Genomic DNA, 18928 nt, shown 5'->3' on the forward strand with positions numbered 1-18928 from the left:
CGGGCATGGGAGTTACTGGGATTTACCCAAAGCTTTGCGCCATGAGGCTTGCAGAGCGTTGATTTTTTGGGCTGACTCTTGGTTTTGGCTCGCGCTGCGCAAGGCTTGGCGGATGAAGACGAACATGAGCAGGGCAAAACCTGCAGCCAACGCGGCGATGATGGCGATGAGGCTGCGTTTGGGGGCCACTTTTTGGGTCGGGAGCGTGGGGCTCTGAATCAGATCGCTGCTGTCAAAGCCTTTGAGTTCTTTTTCAATCTTAATTTGGTTTTCTTGGGTTTTTGCAATAAGTTCAACCAATTGGGCATAGCCCTGTGCGACTTCAGAGACGCCATGACCGAAAACTTGCTCCAGCCGGCGTTCAAGCAACTTGGCTGATTGAGTCACTTCTTTTTCTCGGGTTTGGAGTTGGGTCAGTTGTTTTTCTAGGCTTTGCTTGGCCGAGTCGCGTGGCTGAGCTTGCACATAGAGTTGCGCCAAAACATCTTTGGCCATTGCCTGAGCGGCCTGTGGGCTGGTCGACTGCGCGGTCAGAGAGATCAGTTTGTCCTTGGCGTTGTAGCTGGCTTTGATTTCTTTTTTCAGCTTGTCTCGGGCATCTTCGGCTTCCATCTTGGGGGTGTAGCCCAATTTAGCCGCGATGGAGTCGAGTACAGATGCTGTGAGCATTTGGCCCGCTAGGTTTTGCTCGGACTTGAGGATGGCGGTGCTTTCGTAGGTATTGGGGATGATGAAAGCGACGCCATAAGCCAGCAGGCCAACCACGATGGGGCCGATGATGAGCAGGCGCAGGTTGTCGACGATGGTTTGCAATAGGTCCAGGAGACTGATTTCGTCGTCTTCTGGGTAGTGGGGGGTGTCGGTCATTTTTGGACTAGAGATTCTAGGGATCGGGGGCATGGATACCCGCGTTCGCGGGTATGACAGTTAGGGGGCGGGTATGACAGAGGGGAAAGGGTATGACGATTAGAAGAGATCCGCCTCGGCCAAGGGTTTGGCGACTTGGTCTTTGACGGAGAGCTTCGGTTCTAGGCCTGAGGGCCAAGTGATACCGATGTCAGGGTCGTTCCAGGCGATGCAGCGTTCGTGCTGGGGGGCGTAGTAGTCGGTGGTTTTATACAAGAAGTCGGCGGTTGCTGACAAGACCACAAAGCCATGGGCAAAGCCGGGTGGCACCCAGAGTTGTTTGTGGTTGTCTTCGGTCAGCTCGACCCCGGCCCATTGGCCAAAAGTGGGGGAGTTTTGGCGGATGTCGACCGCCACATCCAACACCGCGCCGCGCACCACGCGCACCAGTTTGCCTTGGGGTTGCTGCACCTGGTAGTGCAGGCCACGCAACACACCTTGGGCACTGCGGCTGTGGTTGTCTTGTACAAACTGCACGTTCAGGCCCGTGGCTTGGTTGAAGTCTTGCTGGTTGAAGCTTTCAAAGAAGAACCCCCGCACATCGCCAAAGACTTTGGGCTCGAGGATGAGCAGGTCGGGAATGTGGGTGGGGGTGACGGTGTAGGGCATCGGCGCTTATTTGAGCAAATTGAGCAAATATTGCCCATAGCCGTTTTTGGCCAGCGGTTGGGCCAGCTTTTGCAGGCTTTCAGCGGTGATCCACTTTTGGTGGAAGGCGATTTCTTCGGGGCAGGCGACCATGAGGCCTTGGCGTTTTTGGAGGGTGGCAATGAAGCCAGCGGCCTCCAGCAGGCTGTCGTGGGTTCCGGTGTCCAACCAGGCGAAGCCTCGGCCCATGATCTCAACGTTGAGTTGGTTTTGGGCCAGGTAGCGTTTGTTGACGTCGGTGATTTCGAGCTCGCCGCGAGCAGAGGGCTGGATGTCGGCGGCGATGTCACAGACTTGTTGGTCGTAGAAGTACAGGCCTGTGACGGCATAGTTGCTTTTGGGGACCTTGGGCTTTTCTTCGATGCTCACAGCCCGTTGCTGGACGTCGAAGTCGACCACGCCATAACGCTCCGGGTCTTGCACATGGTAAGCAAACACGCTGGCGCCTGTGCTGCGCTGGTTGGCGTTGTTCAGCAAGCGCACGAGGTCGTGGCCATAAAAGAGGTTGTCGCCCAGCACAAGGGCGCTGGGTTTGTTGCCCACAAAGTCTTTGCCAATGATGAAGGCCTGCGCCAAGCCATCGGGGCTGGGCTGCACGGCGTATTGGATGTTCATGCCCCATTGGCTGCCGTCGCCCAACAGGTCGACAAAACGCGGGGTGTCCTGTGGGGTGCTGATGAGCAACACGTCTTGGATACCCGCCAGCATGAGCGTGGTCAGCGGGTAATAGACCATGGGCTTGTCGTACACAGGCATGAGTTGCTTGCTGACCGCCTGCGTCACGGGGTACAGGCGCGTGCCTGAGCCGCCAGCGAGGATGATGCCTTTGCGGTGGGTCATAGGGGTTGAAGTGTTCGTCAAAACCAAGAAATGTTTCAGGCAGGCTACCGCAGTCCGGCAAATTTGATGCAGACCTTGTCCAGATCGAGAGACATCTGCTTGGCCGATGCACTCTTTTGGACAGCTGATGATTGTATTCTTAAGAACAGAGACAGACGGTCAAAAATACAATAGAAAGTATTGAAAATTTGATCATCCAATGGTCCTCATTGAAACCAGGTACGGATTAACCCTAGGATGGCGGCGACCTGCAGACTTCAAAGCGGTGCAGAGGAGCCAAAGCGGCGGTCGCGGCTGACAAACCAGGTGATGGCTTCTTGCAAACGGGCAGGCGAAAACTCGGGCCAGAGGTCGTCGGTGAAGAACATCTCGGCGTAGGCGGCTTGCCAAAGCATGAAGTTGCTGACACGTGATTCGCCGCCGGTGCGGATGAGCAAGTCAACTTCAGGCGCATAGGCCGTGCTGAGGTAAGGGGCCAGGCTGTCCTCGGTCATGGCTTGCAGGGTTTGACCAGGGTGGGCTTGCTGCCAGGCTTGGGCGGCTTGCACCATGTCCCAGCGGCCACCGTAGTTGGCGCACACCGTGAGGGTGATGCGGGTGTTGTTGGCGGTTTGCTGCTCGGCGCGGGCAATGAGATCTTGCAGCACCGGCGCAAATCGGGTTTTGTCGCCCACCACTTTGAGGCGCACGCCGTTGGTGTTCATGCTGTCGACCTCTTTTTGCAAATAGGTCATGAACAGGTTCATGAGGCTAGAAACTTCCTCTTCAGGACGCTTCCAGTTTTCGGTGCTGAAAGCAAACAAGCTCAGGTGCGCCACGCCCATTTCTGCGCAGGTTTGCACAATGTCCCGCACCCGTTTGGCACCCGCTGCATGCCCCAACGCAGCAGGCATGAAGCGGTTCTTGGCCCAGCGACGGTTGCCATCCATGATGATGGCGATGTGCTGCGGCACAGGGTTGTGGGAAGCGGGATGGTTCAAAGCTGGGTGCGAATATGGACGATCACAGATTTTAGAGGCATGGGCGTGGGGACTTGCGAAAAGCGGTGCGGTGGGAAGAGATCAGTGGGTTCGTCCATTACCCGTTTTGTCATGCCCGCGCAGTCGGGTACCCATCATCCGTCAAGTGTTGACTTCGACCTGGTGGTGCTCAAGTTGAACCACCGTGGGGCGTCCCAGAATTTCGAGGAGGACGGCCACACGTTTGCTGGAAACACTTTGGATGAGGCCCTCCATGCCGCCCAGGGCCGTGTGTTTGAGGCGCACGGTTTGGCCGGCCTTGAGGTTGCTGAGTTCTTGCAAAGTGGCGTGGTTGCGGTCTTGTTCGAGTTGGCGTATGCGTTGCACGAGCTCGTCGTGGAGCATGGCGGGCTCAAAGCCAAAGCGCACGATGGTGGCAATGCCTTTGGTGCTGCGCACCGACGAGATGCTTTGCTCGGGTTTGCTGGGCCTAAACAGGATGTAGCGCGGAAACATGGGCTCGAACAGCGCCACAGGGCCTTGCTCGCTTTTTTTGAATTTTTTATACAACGGCAAATAAGCTTCGAAGTCTTGCTGCTGCAGGTTCGCTTGGGCGATTTTTTCTTCGCGGGGTTTGGTGTAAGCCAGGTACCAGCGCACGGGTCGCTGACCTTCCAGGAAAAGCGGATCTGTCGTTGGAAGGTTGTGGGTCATTCTGTCTTTTGCAGGCTGTGTCAGTATTGATTTTAGGGGCCGCACTTAAGCCCATTTTCGTGCAAGGGCACCACCAAAACAAAACCCCGCTTGCGCGGGGTTCGGCGTGGGCTGAAACCAAATTCAGGCGATCACGAATGGGGTGCGGTCTTTGCCTTCGATCCACTTGGGGGCTTTGCCGCGGCCTGTCCATGTTTGGCCGGTGGCGGGATCGCGGTATTTGGCGGCCACTTTGCTGGCGGCTTTGGGCGCACCGGATTTGCTGGCACGGCCAGGGAAAATGTCTTGCGCGGTCAAGCCATATTCGGCCACCAGTTCGCGCACTTTGCTCACAGCGCTGGCAATTTCATTTTGACGGGCTTGGGCAATGGCTTGCTCCAAAGCGTCGCGTTGGGCCAATAAATCTTTGTAGCTGGAGGTCATGGTAGATCCTGTTTAAATGATAAGAGCGCTGAATATACACCAGAGTTTGTCTGAATACAGGAGTATTTGGATATACAACCGATTTTGAGATGTATTTATAAATTTTACGGGTTAGGTTTTAGGGTTATTTGATTATCTTTTGCCATGCTCGGATTGATAGAGCGTCCATTGCGCCTGAACGGGGGCCATGCTCCTGAGTTCGTCACCCCCGACTTGATCGGGGGTCCATGCATTTAAATGGCTTGAAACTCACAAAATAGACTCATCCAAATCAACCCAACCCGGATTTTCTTTTTCGATCAGGGTAATTTTCCATTCACGCTTCCAGTGCTTCAAGCTTTTCTCATACGCAATGGCCTCTTGAATGCTTTCAGTTGGGTCAAACCAGACCCATTGGGTCACGTTAAAACGGGCAGTAAATCCATCGACCGCATGCTGTTTGTATTCATGGACACGGCGAATCAAATGGTTGGTGACGCCGACATACAAAGTGCCGTTTTTTTGATTGGCGAGCATATAGACAAAGTAAGCCATAAGTGAGCGTATGGCAGGCTTTGGTGGTTGGCAAGGGGATGGATACCCGCATGCGCGGGTATGACAAAAACCTCGTCCCCCCGACTTGATCGGGGGTCCATGCCTTCGGCTGAGATGGATAACCGCATTCGCGGGTATGACAGAAGTGTGCGCGGGTATGACAGTTACGTCGCAGGCGAAGCCATGGGCTGCACGGCCAAGACTTTGTCGATGCGGCGGCCTTCGAGGTCGACCACCTGGAAGCGCCAGCCGGCCAAATCGATGGCCTGGCCTTGGGCGGGCAGTTGGCCCAAGGCGTACATGAGCAGGCCTGCCAGCGTGTTGTAGCGGTTCTTGTCTTCGGCAGGCAGTTCCTTGATGTCCAAGCGGGCCTTGAGTTCGTTGACGGGCATGATGCCGTCGAGCAGCCAGCTGCCGTCTTCGTTTTGGGTGGCCCAGGCGTCGGCGTTGGTGTCCGGCTTGAGCTCCCCCGTGATGGCTTCGAGCAGATCCAGCGGGGTCAGCAGGCCTTGCACTTCGCCGTATTCGTCGACCACAAAAAGCATGCGGCTCGATTGGTCGCGCATTTGCTCGAGCAGCTCCATGCCGGTCAGGGTTTCGGGCACAAAGTGGGCGGTTTCGGCATGGTCTTCGAGCGTCCGCTCGTCGCTGTGGGGCAGCGCCAGCAGGTGCGACAGGCTGATCACGCCCATGATGTGGCCCAGGCCGTCGCGGCACACGGGATACCAGGAGTGGTTGCCTTCGCCGCGCATCTGGTTGATGCGGTCCATGGCTTGTTTCGGCGTGAGGCTGGCTTCGAGCCACTGAATGTCGCTGCGCGGCGTCATCATCGAGGTGAGGGCTCGGTCATCGAGGTGGAACACATTGCGCACCATTTGGTGCTCGTGCTCTTCGATCAATCCAGCGTCCACGCCTTCGACCAGGCTGGCCGTGATTTCTTCTTCGGTCACGGCGCGGCTGCCAGTGCTGTCGATGCGCATGAGCTTGAGCATGCCTTGCGTGGACAGCGAGAGCAGTTTGACAAACGGCCCTGCCACTTTGGCCAGCCAGGCCATGGGGCGCGCCACCAGACGGGCCACGGCTTCGGGGTAGAGCTGGCCGATGCGCTTGGGTACCAGCTCGCCAAAAATGATGGTGGTGAAGGTGATGAGGGTGACCACGATGGCGGTGGCGGTGATGGCGGCGACCGGCTCGGTCAGGCCCCACTGCATCAGCTGCAAAGCCAGCCCACCGCTGAAAGCCGCCTCACCCACGATGCCATTGAGCACCCCAATGGAGGTGATGCCCACTTGCACGGTGGACAAAAACTGGGTGGGCTCTTCCAGCAGTTTGAGCGCGGCCTGCGCGCCTTTGTCACCCGCCTCCTCCATGGCCGCCAAACGGGCCTTGCGGCTGGAAGCCAGCGCCAGCTCCGACATGGCAAACACCCCGTTGAGCAGGGTGAGGAAAACAATCAGTAAAAAATCCATAACCGCCATTGTGCCAAGAGAAGCGGCCCGCCATGGTCAAGCCCGATTTGGCCTGGGGCCTATGGCTTCGATGGGCATGGCTACCCGCCTGCACGGGGATGACGCGTATGTCGTCACACCCGAATCGATCGGAAGGCCGTGGTTTTGACTTACACAACGCATGATTTGGGACAATTCAGCAAAGAGGTGCTTATGTCCGTTTATTGGGTCGGTGATGTGCAAGGCTGTGATGCGCCTTTGGGACGACTGCTGGATGAGATTGATTTCTCTCCAAGCCGGGACAGCTTGTTTGTGTTGGGCGACCTGGTGAACCGAGGGCCCGATTCAGAAAAGGTGCTGCGGCGCTTGATGGCCATGGGCCATGCGGTGCAGTGCGTGCTGGGCAACCACGATTTGCATCTGTTGGCCGTGGCCGCTGGGGCTGGGCGACTCAAGCCCATGGACACGCTGGACGGCATCTTGCACGCGGCCGACCGCCCTGCCCTGCTGGACTGGCTGCGCCATCAGCGCATGGCCATTTGGGACCAGGGTGTGCTGATGGTGCATGCGGGGGTGATGCCGTCATGGACGGTGGCTCAGACCTTGGCTTTGGCGGGCGAGGTGGAGTCGGTTTTGCGAGGGCCCGATTTGAGCGATTTTTTGCACCAGATGTATGGCAACGAGCCTGCAGCATGGCGCGATGGTTTGACGGGTGTGGACCGTCTGCGCGTGGTGGTGAATGCGCTAACACGGCTGCGCTTTTGTTCTGCCCAAGGCGTGATGGAGTTTGCAAGCAAAGAAGCGGCCGATGCAGCGCCTGCGGGCTTCTTGCCCTGGTTTGACGTGCCGGGCAGGCAAACCGCCGATGTGACGGTGGCTTTTGGGCATTGGTCGACTTTGGGTTTGCTCAAGCGCCATGACGTGTGGGCGCTGGACACGGGTTGCGTGTGGGGTGGCTGCCTGAGCGCGATGCGGCTGGGCGCCGACGGACAGCACGAGTTGGTTCAGGTGAAGTGCGAGCAGGCGCAGCGTCCAGGGTGAATGAACAGGACCTGGCCCCGATTGAATCCCAGCAGGAGGCTGCCCCTGCGGCCCAAGGTGTCACCAGGCGCGCCGCTGGTCCGACCGGGTCTTTTTGTGGCACGATCAGCGGGTGAAAATCCATGCCCTGCAAGACCTCAAAAAGGTCCAGAAACAACTCGCCGAGGCCCATGAAAAAGCCAAGGCCGAAGAGGCCGCTCGCCTGTCCGCTGCACGCCAGCGCGAAGCCGAGGCCCATTTGTTTGTGCGTGCGGTGGGCATTGTGCAGCGGCTGCCCTTGCATGACCTGGCCACCATCAGCCCCCCCGCGCCTGCACCGGTGGCCTTGCAGCGAAAAAAAGACGAAGAAGCGGTTTTGCGTGACGCCTTGAGCGATGGTTTTGATGTGAGCACCTTGCTCGACACCGATGACACCCTGAGCTTTCGGCGTCCCGGCATTGGCATCGACGTCACCCAGAAGCTGCGCAAAGGGGGTTGGTCCATCCAACGCGAGATCGACCTGCACGGTCTGCGCAGCGACGAAGCCCGCGTGGCACTGGCCGAATTCATCCGCATCGCCCACCGTCAAGGCTTGCGTTGTTTGCGCGTGGTGCATGGCAAAGGGCTGGGCTCGCCAGGCAAAACCTCGGTGCTCAAACCCAAGGTCCACAGTTGGTTGATCCAAAAAAACCAGGTCATGGCCTTTGTGCAGGCCAAACCCGCAGAAGGCGGCGCCGGCGCCTTGCTGGTGCTGCTCAAACCAGCAGGTTGAGCGGTTTCACCCATACGGCCACAGGGGCAGCCTCCCACGCAGGCATGGCTGTCAAGCGCCGCGGTTGCGCATCCAGTCGGCTGTTTTGAAGAAGCTGTCATTCAGCCGTTCGCGCAGCACCGGGTCAACCTGGGTTTCCTGCATGGCCTGGTCCATGCAGGCCAGCCATTGGTCACGCTCGAGCACGCCAATCGAAAACGGCATGTGGCGCATGCGCAGGCGCGGGTGGCCAAAGCGCTCGGTGTAGTGCGCCGGACCGCCGAGCCAACCACACAAGAACCAAAACAATTTGTCGCGTGCATCTTGCAAGGTGCTGCCGTGGGCGGCACGCAGTTCTTGGTAGCCGGGCTCGATGTCCATGAGGTCATAAAAGCGTTCGGCCAAGGCTTTGACGCGGGCCTCGCCGCCGATCCACTCGAACGGGGTGTCAAACGGGGGTTTGTCTTCGATTTGCATGGTGATGACTTTGCAGGCTCAGCGTTTTACTCGGTGGATTGCCGCAGGGTTTGCATGACGGGTTGGCGCAGCACACCCGACAAGCTGAGGCTGCCTGCGGTCCAGGCCAGCAAAGCGCCCAAGGCGCCGCCTGCCAAGGGGGCCCAGAGCGGCGGCTGCCACGCAAACTCGAACGCGAAACGGGCCAGCGCCCAGCCGACCACCAAGGCCATGCTGCTGGCCATGAAGCCGGCCAGCCAACCCAAACCCAGCAACTCGGTGCGCTGCACTTGGGCCAACAAGCCGCGCCCTGCCCCGAGCGCCCGCATGATGGCGTATTCGCGCTCACGCGCTTGGCGGCTGGCGCCCACGGCGGCCAGCAGCACCATCAGGCCTGCGGCCAAAGTGAAGGCAAACAGGTATTCCACAGCCCGGATGACCTGGTCCATGACGCGTTGCACCTGCGCCAAAGTGCTGCGCATGTCCACGTTGGTGATGTTGGGGAACTGGTTGACCAGCGCGTTGTCAAAACCCTCGGGGCCAGCGGGTGAGCGGAAGGCCGCCATGTAGGTCATGGGCAGGTCGGGCATTTGCGAGACGGGGAACATCATGAAGAAGTTGGCCCGCATGGAGGTCCAGTCGACCTTGCGCAAGCTGGTCACACGCGCTTCGCGAGCTTGGCCCGCGATGTCAAAGCGCAGTTGGTCGCCCAGTTTCAGGCCCAAAGTGTCGGCGATGCCTTGCTCCACACTCACGCCGTCGGCTTCTTCAGGCACCCAACGGCCTGCGGTCAGAGGGTTATGGGCAGGCAAAGTGGCCGAGTGCGAGAGGTTGATTTCGCGGTCAATCAGGCGTTTGGCGCGGTCAACTTCAAAGTCGGAGGGGCTGACCTCGCGGCCGTTGATGGCGACCAAACGGCCACGGATCATGGGGAACCAGTCGGGCGACTGCACCCCCGCCTTGTTCAAACTCGCCAAAAATTCGGTGGCTTGTTCAGGCTGCACATTGATGACAAATCGATCGGGGGCGTTGGCGGGCGTGGCTTGCCGCCAGCTGGCAATCAAATCGGTGCGCAGCAGCACCAGCAAGGCCAGTGCCAACAAGCCCACCGACAAAGCGCTGACCTGCACCACCGCAAACACCGGGCGTGCCGCCACTTGGCGCGTGGCCAAGCGCAACCAACTCGGCGAGTTCTCACCGGGTACGGCTCGGCGCAACACCCACAAGGCGGCAGCGGCCAGTCCGGCAAACACCAACAAGGCCACGGCAAAACCGCCCACAGTGATCAGGCCCAGCGTCAGGCTGCGGCTGACCATGAGCAAGGTCAGCGCAAAGCCCACCAGCCCCATGACCAACACCAACCACGAGCGCACTTGCACGCTGCCCAAATCGCGCCGAATCACGCGCAAGGGCGGGACCTGAGCCAGCTGCAAAACAGGCGGCAAGCCAAAGGCCACCAACAAGGTCAGGCCCATGGCCATGCCCATCAGTGCCGGCTGCATGGTGGCGGAGGGCAGCTGCGCATCGACCAGGCCCGCCAGCAACACCACAAAACCCAGGTGAACCGCATAGCCGGCCAGCACACCCACGGCACTGGCCAAAAGGCCAGCGCCCAAGAACTCCAGGCCATAACTCAAAGTGAGTGTGCGCTGGCTTTGACCCAACACCCTGAGCAAGGCACAGGCATCAAGTTGCCTCTCTGCGAAGCTGCGGGCCGCCAAAGCCACGGCCACGGCGCAAAGCAAGGCGGCCAACAAGGCGACCAGGTTCAAGAACTGCGAGGCACGGTCCAGCGTCTGGCGCATTTCGGGGCGTCCACTGTCCAGCGACTCGATTTGCACGCCGCGCACATGGGCCAACTCCACCTCAGGCCGTGCCCACTGCACAAAGCGCTCGGCCGCTGCAGCATCGCCCGCCACCGCCATGCGCCAAGTGATGCGGCTTGCGGGTTGCACCAAACCCGTGGATGCCAAATCGGCCGCGTTCATCATCACGCGGGGTGCAAAGGTCATGAAACCAGCGCCCCGGTCAGGTTCACGCTCGATGACGGCAGAGATGCGGAAACTGCGCTCGCCCAGGCCCAGCATCTGCCCGGTTTTCAGGCCCAAGTTGTCGAGCAGCGCAGGGTCCACCCACACCTCGCCCACAGGAGGCAGCTGGGGTGGAACGCCCGCAGCAACCGGCGGGCCCACTTCGGGCAAGACGAGCAATTTGCCGCGCAAGGGATAGCCAGGCTCCACCGCCTTGAGGGCAACCAGGCGGCTGGCACCACCTTGCTCGGCCAAGGCGCGGGCCATGGTGGGAAAGCTCACATTGGTGTTGGTCTGCAAGCCCAGTCTTTGGGCCTGCTGCACAAAGGCGGCCGGGGTGCTTTGGTCGCTGACCACCACCGCGTCGCCACCGAGCAGTTGACGCGCATCGCGCCACAAACCCGACTGCATCCGGTCGGCCAAAAACCCCACCGCCGTGAGCGCGGCCACCGCCAGTGCCACCGACACCATGAGCAGCCGCAACTCGCCCGCACGCAAATCGCGCCACAAATTGCGCCCCCCCAATCGCAGGCCGTGCATCCATCCTTGTTGATTCATGCCGCCACCTTACCGCACAAGCCATTCACAGCGGGCAGCAAGGCATTTTTTTATGTCAATTCACCCATTCGGCCGCAGGGGCGGCCTCCCACAAAGACAAGGCATCCTGCATTTCGTGGGAGCGAGCCCCTGCTCGCGAATGAGAGCCAGAGCCACTGCACACATTCGGCTGCGGGGGCAGCCTCCTACAAGGGCAGGGCTTTGGGAGTTTGTGGGAGCGAGCCCCTGATCGCGAATGATGGAAAAACTGTCTTGCTAGCACTGAGGGTAGTCAGTAGCATCACCTCAGGGAGCACAACATGGCACAAAAAGCCGAGTCAAACCGCTTGCGCACTGGCCGTCATTCACAAGCAGGCCAGGTGTATCTGCTGACGATGGTCACCCACAACCGCCAAGCTGTTTTTGCGGAATTTCAAGCAGCTCGTTGCCTGATCCGCACTTTGCAAGCAGAAGAGCGCTTGAGCCGAGCCAGCACATGGGCCTATGTGCTGATGCCTGACCATCTGCACTGGTTGATGCAGCTGGGTGAAGAAGTGGATTTGGCGCGGTGCGTGCAAGGGGTGAAGTCGCTGGTTACGCGTCAGTTGGACCAAACGGTTTGGCAAGCGGGGTTTCACGACCGGGCCATGCGCAAAGAAGAGGACTTGCAGGCCTTGGCCAGGTACATCGTGGCCAATCCTTTGAGGGCGGGTTTGGTCAAACGTGTGGGCGATTACCCGCATTGGGACGCGATGTGGCTTTGAAAAACATTCGGCCGCAGGGGCGGCCTCCCACAGGGATTTAGTGCCTGTTCACGCATTCGGCCGCAGGGGCGGCCACCCACAGAGATAGGCCTCGTCTGGCTTTTTGTGGGAGCGAGCCTCTGCTCGCGAATGGTTTATCGGGCCAGTTCGGGTTGCCAGACCAAGCGCTCGGGAGCGCTGAAGCACAGGAAGCGCTTGTTGGTGGCGCGTCCGATGGCGCACAGGCCCAGACGCTTGGCGACATCCAGGCCCATTTGCGTGATGCCGCTGCGCGACACCACCACGGGCACACCCATCTGAGCCGACTTGATGACCATCTCGCTGGTCAAACGGCCCGTGGTGTAGAACACTTTGTCTTGCCCGCTCACGTCGTTCATCCACATCCAGCCGGCGATGGTGTCCACCGCGTTGTGACGGCCCACGTCTTCGACGAACATCAGCATCTCGTCGCCCTGAAACAGGGCGCAACCGTGCACCGAGCCGGACGATTTGTAGGTGGTTTCTTGCAGGCGGATGGCGTTCACCAAGCCATAGAGCTGGCCTTGCGTGATCTGGGCAGGCGGCAACTCGATCTCATCGATGTGGGCCATCAGGTCGCCGAACACACTGCCCTGACCGCATCCGGTGGTGACCACGCGATCGGCGCTGCGCTCGATGACCACCTGGGCGTTGGCTCGGGTTTTGACAGCGGCCACACCGGGCTCGCCCACTTCGCCTTCGCCTATCGTCCAGTCCACCGTGATGGATTCAATCTGGTCCACCGAGTCGATCAGGCGCTGGTTGCGCAAGAAACCCAACACCAACCACTCGGGTTCGGCCCCCAGCGACATCAGGGTCACCAGCTCTTTTTTGTCGAGGTAAATGGTGAGCGCCCGCTCGGCGGGGATTTGGGTCTCGGATACGTCACCGAATTCGTTGTGCACGGGCACGGTGCGCGTGAGAGGCGCACGCGCTCGGGTGATGTGGGGCTTGGGCAGGGCCGAAGTGGCCACGGGGGCGTTCAAAACAACAGACATGGCTTGAGCCTAACGTAAAAATCCCCCGCCGTTACCGACGGGGGATTTTGCGGTGACGCTGAAAAAAGGATCAGCCTTTTTTGGCAGGTGCTGCCGCTGGTTTGGCACCCGCTGGTGCGGCTGCGGGTGCAGCGGCGGTGGTGTCAGCAGGCTTGTAGGCACCTGGGTCCACACAAGCGGGCGTGGCTGTGGGTGCAGCTTTGCCTTTGCCGTTGGTTTTGTAATAGTGCGCTGCCGTCTTTTCACGTGACTTGCACAGTTGGAAGTCGGCCACTTTGTTGGCGTGCGCTGTTTTGGCAGCAGCTTCGGCAGCTTTGGCTTTGGCCTCGTCGCTCAGGGCGGGCAATTTGGCCATGGCACCAAAGCTGATGGCCAGCGCAGACATGACAAGCAGGTATTTTTTCATGGTGTTCTCCTGGCTCAAACCGAAGCCGTTTTAGCGGGTGTCGCAGCGGCGTCCGATGCAGGCACAGAGCGCTGCGCAGGGATCTTGCCGGACTTGACGTCGTTGTACCAAAGTTCATGGTGCTCTTTGGCCCAAGTTTCATCCACATAGCCTTCGCGCATGGCTTTGTAGGCGCCGCGCATGCCGATCGTGCCCATGTAAATGTGACCAATGAACATGGCCATCATGAACAAGGCGGCCACGCCGTGGATCATGGCTGCGATTTGCATGGTGCCGCGTTCGTAGATCAGACCGGGGATGAGCATGTCCAGCACCAAGCCAGAACCCACCACGATCAAACCGAGGAACAACACACCGCCCCAGAACACCACCTTTTCACCGGCATTGAAGCGGTGCGAAGGCACTTCGGTGCCGGAGAACAAGCCGCCGCCTTTGGCGATCCACGCCCAATCTTCTTTGGAAGGCAAGTTATCCTTGACGAAAGTGACGAACACGATCACCAAGGACACTGCGAACAGCGGACCTGCAAAGTTGTGGATGTTCTTCAAAGCAAATGACAACCAGCCAAACAAGGTGCTGCCAATGATGGGCAACAAAAAGAACTTGCCGTAGGCCATGACGATGCCAGAAATGGCCAACGACACAAAAGCGATGGCATTGGCCCAGTGGGCCGATCGCTCAAACGGTGTGAAGCGTTCGATCTTCCGGCCGGTTTCCTGGCCGTGCAACTCCATCGTGCCTTTGCTGAAATAAAACAGCGCCATCGCACCCACGGCAATCAGCAACAAAGCAGCGCCATAAGGGATGATGATGTTGTTGCGCACTTGACGCCAGGATTCACCGGCTGAAGCCAGACGGGAGCCGGGGTATTGGACGAAGGGCTGGATCAGGTTGCCGGCTTCGGGGGCCTGGCTTTTGGGCAGGCTGGTGTAGCCGCTCACGCCCTGACCCACCGCGCGCCACACGGGCGCGTTGTTGCCAGGCTGGACCTGGCTACGCTCGGCGTTGGTCTGGTCTTTGTACTTCGGATCGGCGTCCGCACTGGGCGCGATCTGGAAGATGTTGGCGCTTTTCACACCCAGGCTGGTTTCAGCCTGGGCAGCGGGCGCAGGCGCAGCCGGGCTTGGTGTTTGGGCAGATGCACCCAACACCGCCATGGCGAGCCCAAAAGTCAATAACATGCGGCGCATGAACTTCTCCTTGGCGCTCACTTGGGTGCGCGGACGTGGTCGTTTTGGCCGTAAGTGGCACGGGCCTTGAGGTGGTTGGCCCAGCCGTCTTTGTCGCCGGCTTTCCAGCCAGGTTCTGTGAAAGTTGCCACGCCCGTGCCGCTGTAGGGCGGCTTGTCGGTGCGCACACCTTTGGCATCTTGCGGTTTTTCGCCACAAGCCACCAACAAAATGGCGCTGCAAAAAATGAAAGCTGCTTTCATGTTCAGGCTCCTTTTTTGGCTGGCTGGGCTTGGTTACCGTAGGCAGTGCCCCAACCCCAGACTTCGGCACCTTTGCCACGACTGATCACCCGGCCGCGAAGGATATCGGTGATGACATCGCCGTCGCCGGCGAGCAGCGCCTTGGTGGAGCACATTTCAGCGCAGGCCGGCAACTTGCCTTCGGCCAATCGGTTGCGACCGTATTTCTCGAACTCGGACTGGCTTCCGTGCTCTTCTGGACCGCCGGCGCAGAAGGTGCACTTGTCCATCTTGCCACGCAGGCCAAAGGTGCCGTTGGACGGGAACTGGGGTGCACCAAACGGGCAGGCGTACGAGCAGTAACCGCAGCCAATGCAAATGTCCTTGTCGTGCAGCACCACGCCTTCTTCGGTTTTGTAGAAGCAGTTGACGGGGCAAACTGCCATGCAAGGTGCATCGGAGCAGTGCATGCAAGCCACCGAGATCGACTTTTCACCGGGAACGCCATCGTTCAAGGTGACCACGCGGCGGCGGTTCACGCCCCACGGGACTTCGTGCTCGTTTTTGCAAGCGGTGACGCAACCGTTGCATTCGATGCAGCGCTCTGCATCGCAGATGAATTTCATTCGTGCCATCGTGTTCTCCTGGGGCGCTTAGGCTTTTTCGATGTTGCAGATGGTGGTCTTGGTCTCTTGCATCATGGTGACGCTGTCATAACCATAGGTGGTGGCGGTGTTGACCGCCTCGCCGCGCACGATGGGCGCAGCGCCTTTGGGGTAGTGCGCCAGCATGTCGGCACCTTGCCAACGACCCGAGAAGTGGAAGGGCATCCACACCGTGCCGGTGTCCACACGCTCGGTCACCAAGGCCTGAACGTCCAGTCGAGCGCCGGTAGCACCGGTCAACCAAACGCGGTCGCCGTCGCGGATGCCGCGGTCGGCTGCGGTCTTGGGGTTGATCTCGACATAGGCCTCTTGCTGCAACTCGGCCAACCAGGGGTTGGAACGGGTTTCTTCGCCGCCGCCTTCGTACTCGACCAAACGGCCGGAGGTGAGGATGAGCGGATACTTTTCGTGCATCTTGTCGGCGATGTTCTTGTCCTGCACGGTCTTGAACAAGGTGGGCAAACGCCAGAAGGCCTTGCGGTCGTCGTGGGTGGGGTACTTGGCCATCATGTCTGGACGGGTGCCGTACAAAGGCTCGCGGTGCTGCGGGATCGGATCGGGGAAGTTCCAGACCACGGCACGCGCCTTGGCATTGCCAAACGGGTGGCAGCCGTGGTTCTTCATGAACACACGGATCATGCCGCCCGACGAATCGGTCTTCCAGTTCTTGCCTTCGGCCTTGCCTTTTTCAGCCTCGGTCAGCTCGTCCCACCAGCCGAGTTTCTTCAGCAGGATGTGGTCGAGTTCGGGATAACCGGTGGTGATGTCGGCACCGAGCGAGTGCGAGCCGTCTTCGGCCAGCAGGCTCTTGCCTTCGCGCTCCACGCCAAAGTTGGCACGGAAGTTACCGCCGCCGTCCATGACGTGCTTGGAGGTGTCGTACAAGTTGGGCGAGCCCGGGTGCTTCATCTCGGGCGTGCCATAGCAAGGCCATGGCAGTCCGAAATAGTCTCCCGTGAAGTCGTAGCCGGTTTCCTTGTCCTTGCCGCCTTTGGCCTTCAAGGTCTTCACGTCGAACACGTTCATGTTCTTCATGTGGGCCTTCAGGCGTTCTGGGCTTTGGCCGGTGTAGCCAATGGTCCAGACACACTTGTTGATTTCGCGCAGGATGTCCTCGGGCACGGGCTCGTCCATGCCCTTGACCTTTTGCATCTTGTAGTTCTTGGACAGCTCTTTGGCAAACCCGAGTTTTTCGGCCAGTTGGTGCATGATCATGTGATCGCTGCGGCTCTCCCACAGCGGATCGATGACCTTCTCGCGCCATTGCAAGGAGCGGTTGGAGGCGGTGCAAGAACCACTGGTCTCGAACTGGGTCGCGGCTGGCAACAGGTAAACGGCGCGGTTGGGGTTGAGGTCAGATGCTTTGCCGGGCATCGCAGCCATCGCGGCCGTGGCCGATGGATAGGGGTCCACCACCACCAGCAGGTCCAGCTTGTCCATGGCGCGCTTCATGTCCAGACCCCGGGTCTGGGAGTTGGGGGCATGGCCCCAATAGAACACGCCGCGCAAGTTGCTGTCCTGGTCGATCAGCTCGTTGTTTTCGAGCACGCCGTCGATCCAGCGTGACACCGTGATGCCGTTCTTGCCCATCATGGCGGGGCTGGCGAACTGCTTTTTGATCCACTCGAAATCCACACCCCAGGTGTTGGCAAAGTGCTTCCACGAGCCTTCAGCCAAGCCGTAGTAGCCGGGCAATGAATCGGGGTTGGGGCCCACGTCGGTCGCGCCTTGCACGTTGTCGTGGCCACGGAAAATGTTGGTGCCGCCACCGGTCTTGCCCACATTGCCCAGCGCCAGTTGCAAGATGCAGGACGCACGCACCATGGCATTGCCAATCGTGTGCTGGGTCTGGCCCATGCACCAGACAATGGTGCCAGGGTTGTTGTCGTGCAGCATCTTGGCGATCTTGAACATCTGTTCTTCTTTGACGCCACAGGCCTCTTCCACCTTGTCAGGTGTCCACTTGGCCATCACATCGGCCTTGACGGCCTCCATGCCATACACACGGTCGTTGATGTATTTCTTGTCTTCCCAGCCGTTCTTGAAGATGTGATACACCAGACCGAACAGGAAAGGAATGTCCGTGCCCGAACGGATGCGCACGTACTCGTCGGCCTTGGCCGCGGTGCGGGTGAAACGAGGATCGACCACGATCATCTTGCAGCCGTTTTCCTTGGCATGCAGCATGTGCAGCATGGACACGGGGTGGGCTTCGGCCGCGTTGGAGCCGATGTACAAAGCGACCTTGCTGTTTTGCATGTCGTTGTACGAATTGGTCATGGCGCCATAACCCCAGGTGTTGGCCACACCGGCCACCGTGGTGGAGTGGCAAATGCGGGCCTGGTGGTCGCAGTTGTTGGTGCCCCAGAAGCTGACGAACTTGCGCAGCAAATAGGCTTGTTCGTTGTTGTGCTTGGACGAGCCGATGTAGTAAACACTGTCCGGACCGCTGGCTTTTTTCAGCTCCAGCATCTTGGCGCTGATCTCATTGAGGGCCACGTCCCAGCTGATGCGCTCGTATTTCCCGTTGACCAGCTTCATGGGGTAGCGCAGGCGGTACTCGCCGTGACCGTGCTCGCGCAGCGCCGCACCTTTGGCGCAATGTGCACCCAAGTTGATGGGCGAATCGAACACGGCTTCTTGGCGCACCCAGACGCCGTTTTCAACCACCGCATCGACCGCGCAACCCACCGAGCAATGGGTGCAGATGGTGCGTTTGACTTCGACCTTGCCAGCGCCCACGATGGATGCGCTTGTTGCGGCTTGGGCTTTTTGCACCAAGCTCAGTTGTGAGGCGGCAAGGCCCACACCAACGCCCAGACCCGAGCGACGCAGGAAACTGCGGCGGTCCAGTGTGGGCAAGGCCTGCGACAAACCACGGCGCAGGCTGTGGATGAAGGGGGAGGAGACAGCACCGGCGGTACCGGTTTGTTTTTTGGTCAGCAACATGGAGGGCTCCAGTTGGGGATGAACAGGAAGGACAGGAAAAAGTGAATCAGACGCGGGTCGTCTTGTAGTACTGCTGAACGTGTTCGCTCAGGGTGTAACCACCGCCGCGGGTAGGCTTGGGCAAGGCGACAGCCGCAGGTGCTGCTTGCTTGACCACACCGGGCAGAACAGCTGTGACGGCAGCCACAGCGCCCACCGTGGCAGCACCTGAAAACAGGCTGCGACGTGAAACAGAGGAAGTTTTGGAAGACATCAAAGACTCCTGAAATAGGGACAAGGTGATCGCTCACCAGAACATCTGCCTTAAGCAACGTTTTGCATAGGTGATCTTAGCGATTCGCCAGCGCGATGGCCATGTAAAAACCCTTACTTCAAAGGCTTGGGCGTCAAGAAGGTGACAGCACGAGCAGTCAATGGGCAAAAAAAACGCCCGCACACACAAAACACAAGG

Annotated in this window: 20 protein-coding genes; 3 read left to right on the forward strand and 17 right to left on the reverse strand. The window is 59.4% G+C overall.

Annotated features, from left to right (window positions below):
• Positions 1-12: 12 nt before the first annotated feature.
• From LHAB_RS14590 to LHAB_RS01000, 8 genes are all read right to left on the reverse strand, one after another.
• Complete coding sequence (locus tag LHAB_RS14590) at positions 13-867, reverse strand: Wzz/FepE/Etk N-terminal domain-containing protein (RefSeq protein WP_194943044.1); 855 nt, start codon at positions 865-867, stop codon at positions 13-15.
• A 99-nt stretch (positions 868-966) separates the two neighbouring features.
• The gene (gene rfbC, locus LHAB_RS00970; RefSeq protein ID WP_090043512.1) at positions 967-1515 is read right to left on the reverse strand and encodes a dTDP-4-dehydrorhamnose 3,5-epimerase; all 549 of its coding nucleotides are present in this window, start codon (positions 1513-1515) and stop codon (positions 967-969) included.
• Between the two features lie 6 nt (positions 1516-1521).
• Entirely contained in the window at positions 1522-2394 is an 873-nt protein-coding gene (gene rfbA, locus LHAB_RS00975; protein ID WP_090043513.1) for a glucose-1-phosphate thymidylyltransferase RfbA, read from the reverse strand.
• 257 nt (positions 2395-2651) lie between these two features.
• A complete protein-coding gene (uppS, locus tag LHAB_RS00980) occupies positions 2652-3374 on the reverse strand; it encodes a polyprenyl diphosphate synthase (protein ID WP_255349686.1) in 723 nt (240 codons plus the stop codon).
• Positions 3375-3515: 141 nt separating this feature from the next.
• On the reverse strand, positions 3516-4067 hold the full coding sequence (locus tag LHAB_RS00985) for a transcription termination/antitermination protein NusG (RefSeq protein WP_090043515.1): 552 nt from the start codon (positions 4065-4067) through the stop codon (positions 3516-3518).
• Between the two features lie 123 nt (positions 4068-4190).
• A complete protein-coding gene (locus LHAB_RS00990) occupies positions 4191-4490 on the reverse strand; it encodes an H-NS histone family protein (protein ID WP_090043516.1) in 300 nt (99 codons plus the stop codon).
• 249 nt (positions 4491-4739) lie between these two features.
• Positions 4740-5024, reverse strand: a complete 285-nt coding sequence (locus LHAB_RS00995) for a GIY-YIG nuclease family protein (protein WP_090043517.1) — start codon at positions 5022-5024, stop codon at positions 4740-4742.
• A gap of 164 nt (positions 5025-5188) precedes the next feature.
• Positions 5189-6493, reverse strand: a complete 1305-nt coding sequence (locus tag LHAB_RS01000) for a hemolysin family protein (protein ID WP_090043518.1) — start codon at positions 6491-6493, stop codon at positions 5189-5191.
• A gap of 192 nt (positions 6494-6685) precedes the next feature.
• Between LHAB_RS01000 and LHAB_RS01005 the strand changes: the two genes are divergently transcribed.
• A complete protein-coding gene (locus LHAB_RS01005; protein WP_090043519.1) occupies positions 6686-7513 on the forward strand; it encodes a symmetrical bis(5'-nucleosyl)-tetraphosphatase in 828 nt (275 codons plus the stop codon).
• Positions 7514-7625: 112 nt separating this feature from the next.
• Positions 7626-8264, forward strand: coding sequence for a Smr/MutS family protein (locus LHAB_RS01010; protein WP_090043520.1), 639 nt, complete (start codon positions 7626-7628; stop codon positions 8262-8264).
• A gap of 51 nt (positions 8265-8315) precedes the next feature.
• Here the strand turns inward: LHAB_RS01010 and LHAB_RS01015 are convergent, their stop codons facing one another.
• Together LHAB_RS01015 and LHAB_RS01020 are read right to left on the reverse strand one after the other, a co-directional pair.
• Positions 8316-8720 carry a group II truncated hemoglobin gene (locus LHAB_RS01015; protein ID WP_090043521.1) on the reverse strand — a complete coding sequence of 135 codons (405 nt, stop codon included), beginning with the start codon at positions 8718-8720 and terminating at the stop codon, positions 8316-8318.
• A 26-nt stretch (positions 8721-8746) separates the two neighbouring features.
• The gene (locus tag LHAB_RS01020; RefSeq protein ID WP_090043522.1) at positions 8747-11287 is read right to left on the reverse strand and encodes an ABC transporter permease; all 2541 of its coding nucleotides are present in this window, start codon (positions 11285-11287) and stop codon (positions 8747-8749) included.
• Positions 11288-11586: 299 nt separating this feature from the next.
• On the opposite strand from LHAB_RS01020, the gene LHAB_RS01025 reads away from it, so the two are divergent.
• Complete coding sequence (locus LHAB_RS01025; RefSeq protein WP_090043523.1) at positions 11587-12030, forward strand: REP-associated tyrosine transposase; 444 nt, start codon at positions 11587-11589, stop codon at positions 12028-12030.
• A 134-nt stretch (positions 12031-12164) separates the two neighbouring features.
• On the opposite strand, the gene LHAB_RS01030 is transcribed toward LHAB_RS01025, so the two are convergent.
• The 7 genes from LHAB_RS01030 to LHAB_RS01060 form a co-directional block, all read right to left on the reverse strand.
• Positions 12165-13046 (reverse strand): formate dehydrogenase accessory sulfurtransferase FdhD, encoded by an 882-nt coding sequence (locus LHAB_RS01030; RefSeq protein ID WP_090043524.1) that lies wholly within the window; start codon positions 13044-13046, stop codon positions 12165-12167.
• A gap of 70 nt (positions 13047-13116) precedes the next feature.
• Positions 13117-13452 carry a hypothetical protein gene (locus LHAB_RS01035; RefSeq protein WP_090043525.1) on the reverse strand — a complete coding sequence of 112 codons (336 nt, stop codon included), beginning with the start codon at positions 13450-13452 and terminating at the stop codon, positions 13117-13119.
• Positions 13453-13466: 14 nt separating this feature from the next.
• Positions 13467-14642, reverse strand: coding sequence for a formate dehydrogenase subunit gamma (locus LHAB_RS01040; protein WP_090043829.1), 1176 nt, complete (start codon positions 14640-14642; stop codon positions 13467-13469).
• A 17-nt stretch (positions 14643-14659) separates the two neighbouring features.
• Positions 14660-14884, reverse strand: a complete 225-nt coding sequence (locus LHAB_RS01045) for a hypothetical protein (RefSeq protein WP_090043526.1) — start codon at positions 14882-14884, stop codon at positions 14660-14662.
• Between the two features lie 2 nt (positions 14885-14886).
• A complete protein-coding gene (gene fdh3B / locus LHAB_RS01050; protein WP_090043527.1) occupies positions 14887-15498 on the reverse strand; it encodes a formate dehydrogenase FDH3 subunit beta in 612 nt (203 codons plus the stop codon).
• A gap of 18 nt (positions 15499-15516) precedes the next feature.
• Positions 15517-18477, reverse strand: a complete 2961-nt coding sequence (locus tag LHAB_RS01055; RefSeq protein WP_090043528.1) for a formate dehydrogenase subunit alpha — start codon at positions 18475-18477, stop codon at positions 15517-15519.
• A 46-nt stretch (positions 18478-18523) separates the two neighbouring features.
• Positions 18524-18730, reverse strand: a complete 207-nt coding sequence (locus LHAB_RS01060; protein ID WP_090043529.1) for a formate dehydrogenase — start codon at positions 18728-18730, stop codon at positions 18524-18526.
• Between the last annotated feature and the right edge of the window lie 198 nt (positions 18731-18928).

Source organism: Limnohabitans sp. 2KL-27, from assembly GCF_001269345.1.
GTDB lineage: Bacteria > Pseudomonadota > Gammaproteobacteria > Burkholderiales > Burkholderiaceae_C > Limnohabitans_A.

Excerpts from the sequence above, each read along its gene's own strand:
- rfbA (WP_090043513.1), bottom strand. The coding sequence starts at position 2,394 with ATGACCCACCGCAAAGGCATCATCCTCGCTGGCGGCTCAGGCACGCGC.
- rfbC (WP_090043512.1), bottom strand. The coding sequence starts at position 1,515 with ATGCCCTACACCGTCACCCCCACCCACATTCCCGACCTGCTCATCCTC.
- LHAB_RS00995 (WP_090043517.1), bottom strand. The coding sequence starts at position 5,024 with ATGGCTTACTTTGTCTATATGCTCGCCAATCAAAAAAACGGCACTTTG.
- LHAB_RS01005 (WP_090043519.1), top strand. The coding sequence starts at position 6,686 with ATGTCCGTTTATTGGGTCGGTGATGTGCAAGGCTGTGATGCGCCTTTG.
- fdh3B (WP_090043527.1), bottom strand. The coding sequence starts at position 15,498 with ATGGCACGAATGAAATTCATCTGCGATGCAGAGCGCTGCATCGAATGC.
- LHAB_RS01040 (WP_090043829.1), bottom strand. The coding sequence starts at position 14,642 with ATGCGCCGCATGTTATTGACTTTTGGGCTCGCCATGGCGGTGTTGGGT.
- LHAB_RS01000 (WP_090043518.1), bottom strand. The coding sequence starts at position 6,493 with ATGGATTTTTTACTGATTGTTTTCCTCACCCTGCTCAACGGGGTGTTT.
- LHAB_RS01045 (WP_090043526.1), bottom strand. The coding sequence starts at position 14,884 with ATGAAAGCAGCTTTCATTTTTTGCAGCGCCATTTTGTTGGTGGCTTGT.
- LHAB_RS01035 (WP_090043525.1), bottom strand. The coding sequence starts at position 13,452 with ATGAAAAAATACCTGCTTGTCATGTCTGCGCTGGCCATCAGCTTTGGT.
- LHAB_RS01025 (WP_090043523.1), top strand. The coding sequence starts at position 11,587 with ATGGCACAAAAAGCCGAGTCAAACCGCTTGCGCACTGGCCGTCATTCA.
- LHAB_RS14590 (WP_194943044.1), bottom strand. The coding sequence starts at position 867 with ATGACCGACACCCCCCACTACCCAGAAGACGACGAAATCAGTCTCCTG.
- LHAB_RS01055 (WP_090043528.1), bottom strand. The coding sequence starts at position 18,477 with ATGTTGCTGACCAAAAAACAAACCGGTACCGCCGGTGCTGTCTCCTCC.
- LHAB_RS01060 (WP_090043529.1), bottom strand. The coding sequence starts at position 18,730 with ATGTCTTCCAAAACTTCCTCTGTTTCACGTCGCAGCCTGTTTTCAGGT.
- LHAB_RS01030 (WP_090043524.1), bottom strand. The coding sequence starts at position 13,046 with ATGTCTGTTGTTTTGAACGCCCCCGTGGCCACTTCGGCCCTGCCCAAG.
- LHAB_RS00985 (WP_090043515.1), bottom strand. The coding sequence starts at position 4,067 with ATGACCCACAACCTTCCAACGACAGATCCGCTTTTCCTGGAAGGTCAG.
- LHAB_RS00990 (WP_090043516.1), bottom strand. The coding sequence starts at position 4,490 with ATGACCTCCAGCTACAAAGATTTATTGGCCCAACGCGACGCTTTGGAG.
- LHAB_RS01015 (WP_090043521.1), bottom strand. The coding sequence starts at position 8,720 with ATGCAAATCGAAGACAAACCCCCGTTTGACACCCCGTTCGAGTGGATC.
- LHAB_RS01020 (WP_090043522.1), bottom strand. The coding sequence starts at position 11,287 with ATGAATCAACAAGGATGGATGCACGGCCTGCGATTGGGGGGGCGCAAT.